The sequence below is a fragment of the Chryseobacterium ginsenosidimutans genome (assembly GCF_039536845.1).
GTDB classification, from domain to species: Bacteria; Bacteroidota; Bacteroidia; order Flavobacteriales; family Weeksellaceae; genus Chryseobacterium; species Chryseobacterium ginsenosidimutans_B.
The window spans coordinates 181,551-192,974 of record NZ_BAAAZJ010000016.1 but is presented as its reverse complement, the minus strand read 5'-3'; the positions used below and the strand labels follow the sequence as shown (position 1 = coordinate 192,974).

Below are 11,424 nucleotides of genomic sequence, written 5' to 3'. Positions count from 1 at the left end.
GTGAAAAACCTGGCAATTTTTCATTCTTTTTATATTTTTTTTGTTTATTTGCAAATTGTAAATAAATAGTAATAATGATAAAAAAACTCTTAACCCTCTGCATTTTACAATGTGCAGTCTTTGGTTTTTCTCAAAACATGAAACCCGTTGCCCAAAAAGTTTCGGAATATCATGCTCAAAAGAAAAACTTTGAAAAGTATGATTTATTCACAGTTAACAAAACTTCAGAAAAATTAGCCGAATACAAAAGAGCGGCGACAGACATTTCGGTTATCAATGTTGATGCAAAACAGTTAAAAAAACTCGTTTACGAAAAACCGGAATACCTTGAGATTTCTTTTCCGTTCGACGGAAAACAGATTACTTTAGAATTGTATAAAAATCAGATTTTTACTAACGATTTTAAAGTTACTACCAACAAAGGGGAAATCGTAAATTACACTCCCGGAGCTTATTATCAGGGAATTGTAAAAGGTGATAATGAGTCTGTTGTAGCATTCAGTTTCTTTGATAATGATATTGTAGGAGTTGCTTCTACAATGGAATTAGGAAATGTTATTCTAGGAAAAGTTAAAAATTCTACAGATTTTGTAAGTTATTCAGACTCAAAATTAACAGGTTTAAATCCTTTCATTTGCGGTGTTGATGAATTAGCGGAAAATCAGAAACAGAAAGTTTCTTTCGACCCTAATACTCAAAAAAACACTGGAAAAGTATTAACGCAAAACTGTGTTAGGATTTATTATGAAGTTTGCTACACACCCTATGTAAATAACGGTTCCGATACAACGACAACATCAAATTGGTTGACCGCAATTCATAATAATATCTCTACTCTTTATAATAATGATGATATCAGAATTGCTCTGAATGAGATTTATATCTGGACAACAGCAGATCCTTATACAGGAACTCCAAACGCAAATCTGGCAAGTTTCAGAACCAACAGACAGACTTTTAACGGAGATTTGGCGCATTTGGTAAACCAACCTTCTACAACGAGTGTAGCGTATGTAAATTCTCTTTGTACTACAAGCAGACATGCTTATTCGGGAGCTTCTCAGACGTATAACAACGTTCCTGTTTATTCTTGGACGATCGAAGCGATGACGCATGAAATGGGGCACAGCTTGGGCTCTCCTCACACTCATGCTTGTGCATGGAACGGAAATTCTACGGCAATCGACGGTTGTGGTACTGTAGCAGGTTATCCGGAAGGATCATGCCCGACGGGACCGATTCCTTCATCCACTGTAAAAGGAACAATCATGAGCTACTGTCACTTGGTTTCAGGGGTAGGAATTAATTTTGCAAACGGTTTTGGTCTTCAACCCGGTGCTTTGATCAGAAGTACAGTAGATTCTAAAGCTTGTCTGGGAACAAATTGTACAACAGCTTGTACAACAACAGTTACAGGAATGTCTGTCTCAAATATTACACAAACTTCTGCAAGCGCAGCATTTACAGATGCGACTTCAACTTCATGGAAATATAAGCTGACAAAATTTGACGGAACTCCGGTTACAAACGGGACGACAGCAACTCAGTCATTCAGTTTCTCAAATCTTCAGCCGGCAACGTATTATCTTTTATCTGTAGGAACGGAATGTTCTGCGGCTTACCAGAGAACACAGTTATTCTTGACAGATGCAGATTGGTGCAACGGATTTCAGTTCACGGATACTGGAGGAACTACAGGAAATTATGGTGATAATCAAACGATCGTAAAAACATTCTATCCAAGTTCAGGAGCTTTAACAATGTCATTCACAGAATTTGGCCTGGAGCAGGATTATGATTTTATGTATATTTATAATGGTCCGTCTACAAGCTCACCTTTGTTTGCAGCAGGAAATGCTTTAACGGGAACTACAGTACCGGGATCATTTACATCTACACACCCTTCAGGAGCGATTACCGTAAGATTTGTTTCCGATCCTGCCGAAACTGGTATCGGTTGGAAAGCTAATTTCTCTTGTGCAGTCTTAGCAGTAGAAGATGTAAATATAAAAGATAATTCGGTAAATATTTATCCGAATCCGGCGAAAAACCTGATTACAATTTTTTCTAAAGATGCTTTAAAATCATTTAAAATATACGATGAGGCAGGAAGATTAATTAAATCGGAATCATCTTTAAAGGGAACTAAATTTGAGGTTAATATTTCTTCAATGCAGACCGGAAATTATGTCGTAACGGTGGAAACGGAAAAACAAAAAGTTACCAAGAAACTGATTAAACAATAATTTGACGAATATTTAACATTAAATAGAAAATAATGACAAAAAATTTAAAATTAGCAATTGTATTGATGTTAACAATTGTAGGGATGAGTGTAAATGCTCAAAAAAAAGCAACTGTAAAAACTACAAAATCAACTACTGAAAGCAAAACCGTAAAACCGACCAAGCAAGAAACAATAGATTGGATTGGAGGAAAAATGAAAGAAAAATTAGCTGGAAACAGAGAATTCATTTCTTTTTCAAACGGAGAATTTGTTTACAGAAAACAGGTTGGTGTTTATAGTTGCGATACTACAATATATTTAAATAAAATTACAGGTTCATCTTCAGAATATTCTGCCGATTTTTATGTAAAAGGTACAGGCATAGTGCGTACTGCATGTGAAAAAGGATACGAAGCCAGAGGTGGCAATTATAATGAATTGTCTATTGGCGGGCCGAATTATAATGATTATTCGGATCCTTTTGAATTCAAAAATGACAATAGTTTGGTTGAAAGATTAAAAAAAGCTTTTGCTACTTTAATTGAATACAACTCAGAACAAAAAGGAGCTGACGAAAAGTTTTAATTTTGAATATAAAGTCACCAAATTACCACGTTGTGAAATGTTTTTGAATATTTAATAAAAAAAGCCTGATTATTTCAGGCTTTTTTGCTATCTTTAAGATAAGAAACACAGATTTTAAGAGATAAGTTAAAGTCTGAATTCATTTTGCTGTTAAAATATGTTAGAATTCGGCGCGAATTTTGCTTATATTCAGCGGAATAATTTTAAATTTGCAAAAAATTTATTGTCAAAATGACGAACCCTCTATTTTATGCTAAAATAATTCTTTTCGGAGAATATGGAATGATCGAAGACTCGCAAGGTCTTGTTGTTCCATATAGCTTTTACAAAGGAACTTTAAAGTTCTCTGAGTCGGAGTCCGAATTCGAAAAAAAATCAAACGGGCATCTGCAGAAATATTCTGATTATCTTGCAGATTTAAACCTTTCTGATGATTTTAAGCTAGACGTTATAAAATTCAAACAAGATATTGCAAACGGACTTTTCTTTGATTCTAATATTCCGCAAGGATATGGAGTGGGAAGTTCAGGAGCTTTGGTGGCTGCTATTTTCGAAAAGTATTCTTTAAAAAAACATGATCCTGAAAATATTTCTAAAGATATTTTAAAAAATCTGAAGACTGTTTTTGGAGAAATGGAAAGCTATTTTCACGGAAAAAGCTCAGGAATGGATCCGTTGATCTGCTATATGAATCTTCCTATTTTGATCGAAAACAAAGAAAATTTAGACAAGGTTTCTATTCCGGATGGAGAAGAGGGAAAAGGTGCTATTTTCTTGATCGATTCAGGAATTACAGGCGAAACAGGACCAATGATCCAGATTTTCTTTGAAAAAATGAAGACTGAAGGTTTCAGAAAAACCATGAAAGAAGAATTTATCCGTTACAATAACGCCTGTATTGATTCTTTCCTTAAAAAAGATATGAATCCTTTCTTCAGAAACCTTAAAAAACTTTCGCACTGGGCGTATGAACATTTCCGTCCGATGATTCCTGAAAGTATTTTTAATATCTGGAAAAAAGGTCTGGATTCTAACGCTTATTACTTAAAACTCTGCGGAAGCGGTGGTGGCGGTTATATTTTAGGTTTCACCAAAGACTACGAAAAAGCTGAAAAAATGCTTGATGGCTTCCATAAAGAAGTGATTTACAGATTTTAATAAGTTAGGGAATGAATTCTGAAAAAGAAAATTTCCAACAGAAAAATTATATTCAAAAATCTTTTTTTTACAGATTTTCACAATTTGTGGGCTTTCTTTTGGGAGCTCGCTTTTTTGTTGCTGTTCTGCTTACTTTTGCGTTATACGTTTCAACATTTTTCCTTTTTAATCAGGATGAAACTTTCAGAAAATTTGTCTTTGATTTTAAAGTTCACGGAATTATTTTCTGTACCGTTTTAACGATTTTAGCGGGAGGAATTATCAATCAGTTCTATGATTTTGAAAAAGATCATGTCGTAAAACCTTTCAGAACAAGACTTCAAAGCTTCATTAAGCAAAAATATTTTTTATATGTTTATTTGATTCTAAGTGTAATTTCTTTGGGAGTTGCATGGATGATTTCACATAATGTTTTTGCTTTCTTTGTTGTTTATCAATTCTTTATGTGGTTTTACAGTCACAAATTAAGCCGGATTTTAATTCTAAATAATCTCACCTTTGTAAGCCTTACTTTATACCCGTTTTTCGGAATGATGGTGTATTATGAAACTTTTTCCAAGAAAGTTTTATTAATGGCAATTTTTCTTTTTTTGATTCTTTTATGTATTGATATTGTGAAAGATACATTAACGAAAAGTGTTGACAAAGCTTTTGGTTACATTACAATTCCAAATTATTTTAAAAGTAAAACAACAAAAGGAATTATCATTTCTTTATTGATGATCACGATGGCTGTTTCTATGAAGCTGATTCTTAAAACAGGTATTTCCGGATTCATGGCTTATTACTTTGCAGGTGGATTATTTGTTTTTATTTTATGTATTTATCTTCTTTTAAATCATTCGAGAAGAAGTAAGTTTATGACTCTTAATATTTTAAGATTTTGGGTTTTCGTAGGAATTATTGCAATGCTTTTAAACGGTTTGGAAGGTAAATTATAGAAAATTTTCTCAAAAAAACCTTACATTTTCTTACCTTTGCAAAACCTTAAATTTATATAAAAGTAATGCCCATTTTTAACGATACTAAAGTCGCATTTGCAGATAAATCTGATGCACAGTTAAGAAAAGCGTATTGGATGTTCAAAATGATCGAGCAGCCTTCACTTACAAAAATCGGAACTTCTGTTCTTAATTTTTCCATTCATAATAATTTTCCATTCGTTACCGGAATTGTAAAAAACACTTTGTTTGAGCAGTTTTGCGGTGGTGAAACACGTGAAGAAAGTATGAAAGTGGTGAAGCAGCTCTTCAAAAGAGGAGTTGGAAGTATTTTCGACTATTCTATTGAAGGGAAAGAAGATGAAACAACTTTTGACGCTGTTTGCAAAGAGATCAAAGATATTGTGAGATTTTCTGTAGGAAATCCTGCTATTCCTTTTATCGTTTTTAAACCTACGGCTTTTGGTAGAATTGATTTATATGAAGCAGTTGGAAAGAATGCAGAGCTTACTTCAAGTCAAAAAGAAGAATGGGAGAGAGTGGTAAAAAGGTTTGATGAAGTTTGTAAACTATGCCATGAAAACGACAAAAAAGTAATGGTAGATGCGGAAGAAACCTGGATGCAGGATGCAGCAGATCACCTTTGCGAAGAGATGATGGAGAAATACAATCAGGAAAAACCCATCGTTTGGAATACGATCCAAATGTACAGAACCGGAAGATTGGAATATATGGAAGGGCATCTTCAAAGAGCTAGAGAAAAAGGCTATTTTATTGGTTATAAGATTGTTCGTGGTGCTTACATGGAAAAGGAAAGAGCAAGAGCAGCAGAAAAAGGGTATGCAGATCCGATTCAGCCCAATAAAGAATCTTCAGATAAAAACTACAATGCAGGAATTGATTTTGTAATGAACCATCTGGATAAAGTTTCAGCATTTTTTGGGACTCACAACGAGATTTCTTCGGAATTGGTGATGGATAAAATGAAGTCTGCAGGTCTTGAAAACGGTAATCCTCATGTGTATTTTGGACAGCTATATGGAATGAGTGACAACATTACATTCTATTTATCTGATAAAGGCTATAACGTGGCAAAATATCTTCCATACGGACCTGTAAAAGACGTGGTTCCGTATCTTACAAGAAGAGCTCAGGAAAATACTTCTGTTGCAGGACAAACCGGAAGAGAGCTTGGTCTTATTGGTAAAGAACTGGAAAGAAGAAAAATAAATAAATAATTTTCTTTATTTAAATAGAACAGCCTTACAAATTTTTGTGAGGCTTTTTTTTATAGTTGATAATTTCACTGAAATTAACGATAATTGTGCTAAAATTAAATTGTTTTAAATTTAAATCAAAATATTTAAATTTTTATTGTTGATTTAATTAACAATTCTTATATTTGATTAACAAAATAAAAATTAAGCCCATAAAACTAAACTTGCTCTTCTGATTTAATTCTAATTAAGGATTTTTACAAATCAGGTTTTTATCATTAAACATAATAAGAGTAAATAAAGTTGATCACAATAGAACTATAAAAGCAATATGCTGTAGTTTTCTTCTTCAAATATTTTTTAGCCTGATCATTTTTCTTCTGATCAGGTTTTTTATGGCTCAAAACTTTCGAATTTCCCGTTTTCGTAGAAAATAACGATACGTTTTATTTTACTTGTTTGATTTCCAATAGCTTGACTTACTATTTGTTCATTAGAATTTTCTAATCGCTGAGAATCGGATATTTTTTCCTGAGTCGTAGATTGATTCGATATAATTGATTCTCGTGGAATCGTTTTTGGTTGCTCAATTTCCGTTTCTTCAGTTCCGAAATCTTCATCGTTATTCATCATCGTAAAAAGGTCGGGTAGAGAAGTTGTCTTAGATTTTTCCTCTTCATGAACTTCTTCAGTTTTCTTCTCTTGTATTTCCATTTCCGGAAGTTCAGACTTTAGCATTTCTCCTTCACCGGTTACCAACCAGTCCCAAAGAATCTCCGGGAAACGTGATTTTATCTTTATGATAAATTCGAGAGACGGTTTATTCCTTCCCGAAGTGATGTGGGAAATAGAAGACCTTTGAACATCTATCTCATCTGCAAATTCGGAAGAGGTAAGATTGGAATACTCTATAACTTTGGAAATTCTCTCGTTTAAACTCATAAAAATAGGTTTTTAATGATGTTACAAATGTAAATAAATTAATTTACAAATGCAAATCATTCAAATAAACAAATGTAAACGGTAATTAAATACAAATGTAAACTGAATAAACGCATGAAATACAGCCGATTATGTATTAAACTAAATTATTGACTAGTATTTTATAAAAGTTTATCAACAATCAGACATTAAAATTCTGTGTTGATAGATCATAACGTAGATAACTTATGGATAAGTTATTCTGAATAAATATCCAGGTTTATCTAATAAAGTTATTTTTGCACAGGTTTATCTTACTGATAGTAGTAGATCACTTAAATGTCTGATAAACCTCCTATTTATGCATACCTAGGAGGTTTAGGATTGTAAAAAACAATAATAAACAGACTTTTAAGTACTACTTTATATGCAAAAGGTGTTTTAAATAAAGTGCTAATTATAGCAGTTTACATTATTAAATTCAGCTTGGAAATGTAAATAATTTTGAAAATAGAATTAAAATTTACATTTGTATATTTCAATTATTTACAGAGTTTTCCACATTTGTAATGTTTAATAAAATTACTCCTAAATACCAATAAACATATAGTTATACACTTAAAGTAATGTTACAATACTTATTTATATGAATCTCATAAATTATTGAATTGTAACTAATTAAATGAATTCAATTAAATTATTATCAATCCACAATTTTATCCACAGACATTATGGCAGTCAACAATGTTTAATTTAATTACAAATGTAAATTTTATTTTTCTCTCAAAATTCGTTAAATTTGACTCTTGTAAACTATCATCTAATGAACTTTGAACAGATCTATCAGCAGAATCCTGATTTCCCAAATCGCTATATTTCCCCTGAAAAATTATTTTATTATCTACAGACAAATCTCAGCGATCATATTCAGGAGATTGGAAAATCGTATTTAGAAAAACCTATTTATAAACTGACAGTCGGAACCGGAGCCATTAATCTTCTTGCCTGGTCACAAATGCATGGAAACGAATCGAACGCTACTCATGCAATGCTCGACTTGTTAATGACTTTAGATAAAGCTCCGGAACTAAAGGAAGAATTATTCAGTAAGATCAAATTGGATTTTATTTTTATGTTAAATCCCGATGGTTCGGAAAAATGGACAAGGTTGAATGCAGTCGATATTGATTTGAACAGAGACTTCCATAACGAATCAAGCAAAGAGATAAAATTTCTGAAAGCTGAAGCAGCTTCCAAAAAATATGATTACGCTCTGAATCTTCATGAGCAGAGAACAATTTTTACAACAGACGGAATCCATCCGGCGACTCTTTCTTTTTTGGCACCGTCAGAAGATTACGAAAGGACAGTCACGGATAACAGGAAAAAATGTATGGCAGTAATTGCGGAAGTGTATAATCATTTGAAAGAATTAATCCCAAACCAGATCGGAAGATATTCCGACGAATTTTATCCGACTTCTACAGGTGATAATTTTATTAAAGCAGGAATGCCTACGATTCTTTTTGAAGGCGGACATTTTATCGACGACTATACTAGAAAAGGAACGAGGAAATATTATACGATTGCATTGTATTATGCTTTGAAAGCAATCAGTGAATTAAATTCTGATATTGAAGGTTGGGAAAAGTATCTCGATATTCATGAAAACAGGGAAACGCATTACGACATCGTTTACAGAAATGTAAAATTAAATACCGACCACGAATGTATTTTAGACGTTGCCGTTCAGTACAGAGAAATTATGGAAGAAGGAAAAGACGAAATATCTTTTGTCCCTTTTGTAATGGAAGTAGGAGATGTAAAAGAGAAAAAAGGCTGGCTGGAAATCGACTGTACCGGGAAGAAATTTGTTTCGGCCAATAAATATCCGAAATTAGACGCAGAAGTAAACTTTAAAATAGAAGACTAAAAACAAAAAGCGGAACATTTCAATTTGTTCCGCTTTTTGTTTTTATACTGACTGTCATCCAAATGACAGGAGAAATCAATAAAAGCTTAGAGATTCTTAACTTCGTTCAGAATGACAGGGGTGAATTAATTCACAACTTTGATTCCGTTGGCTACAAATCTGATTTCTTCTTTCGGAGTTGTAATGGCATCGATTTCAGATTGAGGCTTCTTAGCATCTTCTGCGTAATGTTTTTGCTCATCAACAGAAGTTATTTTTCTTTCAGCGGTTCCGTCTAAAACAACAGTTTTACCCTTCAAAGCAGTCGGAACGAAGAAAGCATAATCTTTCATTTTTACAAAAAACTGAGAATTATCTTCAGTCTGAATCGTTAACCAACATCCTTTTTTATCGCAAACATCTGTAACCTTTCCTTTTACAGCTACATTTTCTACTTTTTTATTCTCTTTTTTAAGCTTTTTGCTTAATTTATCTACTGAGATTGCTTTAGATTCTGTTCCCGAAGTTACAGCGCTTCCGTATGTATCACCTACCAATGCATTTCCTGCAGGAGGTCCGAATTTTTTAGTCTCCTGTGCAAAAGCTAAAGTAGATGCACTTACCGCTACCGCAAATAATATCGCTTTGAATTTCATTTTTAATATTTTTTTCAAAAGTACTAATAAAAATTGAATCATAAATTGAGAAAAACTTGATAAAAGACAGGTCAGGTTTTTATCGTGTTTAAATTCATATTTAAATAAATATTTAACTTGAATTTTTTATTGTATGGAAATCGCAAAGGCGCAAATTAAAAAAGACTGCTTTAAGGTGCAAAGATTTTATCTGTGATAAAATTTGTAAAGTTTTTTATAGTAAGCATTTGCTGAAAATATTGATTTTCTTGCGCCTTACAATATAAAGATTAAAAACCTTTGCGTCTTTGCGATTGGCAACAAAGAATTCTCTTCCATAATTTCAAATAAAATCACAAAACAACCGCATATTTATTTATATTTGACGCCTATACTCGACTATGCAAAAAAAACTAAAACTTTGGGACGCCATTATGCTCGTAATGGGGTCAATGATCGGTAGTGGAATCTTCATTGTAAGTGCTGATATGATGCGAAATCTCGGTTCAGGATACTGGCTGATCGTCGTTTGGGTGATCACAGGAATTATGACGGTTGCAGCGGCAATCAGTTATGGGGAACTTTCAGCATTGTTTCCAAAAGCGGGAGGACAATATACTTATCTTAAAGAAATCTTTGGTAAAAAGATGGGTTTCCTTTACGGATGGGGATTGTTTACAGTGATTCAGACAGGGACAATTGCGGCTGTAGCAATGGCTTTCGGGAAATTTACAGCCTATCTGGTTCCTGCTTTAAATGATGCAGCTCCGATTTTCCAGAGTGGAGAGTTTAAAATTACATGGATTCAGATTTTAGCAATCGGTACGATAATTTTATTGACACAACTGAACACAAGAGGGGTAGAAAGCGGTAAAATATTGCAAAATATTTTCACGGGTTCTAAAATCATTGCAATAGTAGGCTTAATTGCTGCCGGATTTATTTTGGTTGATTTTTCTCATTTAGCTGAAAATTTCAGTTTAGGATATGATTCTTTTAATAATCTTAAAAAAGATGCTCTTGGGAATTTCCTTAAAGAAGGTTGGGAACCCATCGGTGGAATGACTTTACTGGGTGGAATTGCAGCAGCAATGGTAGGCTCGGTTTTCAGTTCCGTAGCTTGGGAAAGTGTAACTTTCGTTTCGGGTGAAATTGAAAATCCAAAGAAAAATGTTGTAAAATCAATGATCTACGGAACCACTGCCGTGATGATTCTATATATTGCTGTAAATTATGTCTACTTAAATGCTTTAGACAGAAATGCGATTGCCTTTGCTGAAAATGATAGAGTAGCGGTTGCTGCTTCACATTTTATCTTTGGAAGCGCAGGAACCGTAATTATTGCTATTCTGGTAATGGTTTCGACTTTTGGCTGTAACAACGGATTAATTTTGGCTGGAGCCAGAGTTTTCCAGACCATGGCAAAAGACGGAATGTTCTTCAAACAAGCCGAAAAAAACAACAAAAATGAAGTTCCCGCCAATGCATTATGGATGCAGGGAGTTTGGGCTTCTATCTTATGTTTAAGTGGTCAATACGGCAATCTTTTGGATATGATCTCTTTCGTGATCGTTTTATTTTATATGATTACCGTTTTCGGAGTTATTTATTTAAGAATTAAACAACCGAATTTAGAAAGACCTTACAAAACTTGGTTATATCCAGTTACACCAATCATTTATTTATTGATAGGAACAGGCTTCTGTATTTTATTATTAATTTACAAACAACAATACACTTGGCCTGGATTCGTAATGGTTCTGCTCGGACTTCCGGTATATTATTTTATTAATCGAAATAAGAAAATTGAAGAATAAATTTAAAAGCT

Annotated in this window: 9 protein-coding genes; 7 read left to right on the top strand and 2 right to left on the bottom strand. The window is 33.2% G+C overall.

The features are described 5' to 3' along the window. Positions 1-74: 74 nt before the first annotated feature. From ABD745_RS20370 to ABD745_RS20350, 5 genes are all read left to right on the top strand, one after another. Positions 75-2,246 (top strand): T9SS type A sorting domain-containing protein, encoded by a 2,172-nt coding sequence (locus ABD745_RS20370; protein ID WP_344834547.1) that lies wholly within the window; start codon positions 75-77, stop codon positions 2,244-2,246. 32 nt (positions 2,247-2,278) lie between these two features. Continuing rightward, positions 2,279-2,812: a hypothetical protein gene (locus ABD745_RS20365; RefSeq protein ID WP_344834546.1), complete on the top strand. Its 534-nt coding sequence runs from the start codon at positions 2,279-2,281 to the stop codon at positions 2,810-2,812. A 231-nt stretch (positions 2,813-3,043) separates the two neighbouring features. After that, on the top strand, positions 3,044-3,970 hold the full coding sequence (locus ABD745_RS20360) for a mevalonate kinase family protein (RefSeq protein ID WP_344834543.1): 927 nt from the start codon (positions 3,044-3,046) through the stop codon (positions 3,968-3,970). Between the two features lie 11 nt (positions 3,971-3,981). Further along, entirely contained in the window at positions 3,982-4,911 is a 930-nt protein-coding gene (locus ABD745_RS20355) for a UbiA family prenyltransferase (RefSeq protein ID WP_344834541.1), read from the top strand. 65 nt (positions 4,912-4,976) lie between these two features. Further along, complete coding sequence (locus ABD745_RS20350; protein ID WP_344834539.1) at positions 4,977-6,149, top strand: proline dehydrogenase family protein; 1,173 nt, start codon at positions 4,977-4,979, stop codon at positions 6,147-6,149. Between the two features lie 372 nt (positions 6,150-6,521). On the opposite strand, the gene ABD745_RS20345 is transcribed toward ABD745_RS20350, so the two are convergent. Further along, complete coding sequence (locus ABD745_RS20345; RefSeq protein ID WP_344834535.1) at positions 6,522-7,070, bottom strand: helix-turn-helix domain-containing protein; 549 nt, start codon at positions 7,068-7,070, stop codon at positions 6,522-6,524. A gap of 802 nt (positions 7,071-7,872) precedes the next feature. Here ABD745_RS20345 and ABD745_RS20340 point away from each other — a divergent pair. After that, positions 7,873-8,982 (top strand): M14 family zinc carboxypeptidase, encoded by a 1,110-nt coding sequence (locus ABD745_RS20340; protein ID WP_344834532.1) that lies wholly within the window; start codon positions 7,873-7,875, stop codon positions 8,980-8,982. A gap of 125 nt (positions 8,983-9,107) precedes the next feature. Here the strand turns inward: ABD745_RS20340 and ABD745_RS20335 are convergent, their stop codons facing one another. Next, positions 9,108-9,617, bottom strand: a complete 510-nt coding sequence (locus ABD745_RS20335) for a DUF4920 domain-containing protein (RefSeq protein WP_344834529.1) — start codon at positions 9,615-9,617, stop codon at positions 9,108-9,110. 380 nt (positions 9,618-9,997) lie between these two features. On the opposite strand from ABD745_RS20335, the gene ABD745_RS20330 reads away from it, so the two are divergent. Further along, positions 9,998-11,413 carry an APC family permease gene (locus ABD745_RS20330; protein ID WP_344834526.1) on the top strand — a complete coding sequence of 472 codons (1,416 nt, stop codon included), beginning with the start codon at positions 9,998-10,000 and terminating at the stop codon, positions 11,411-11,413. Positions 11,414-11,424: the final 11 nt, after the last annotated feature.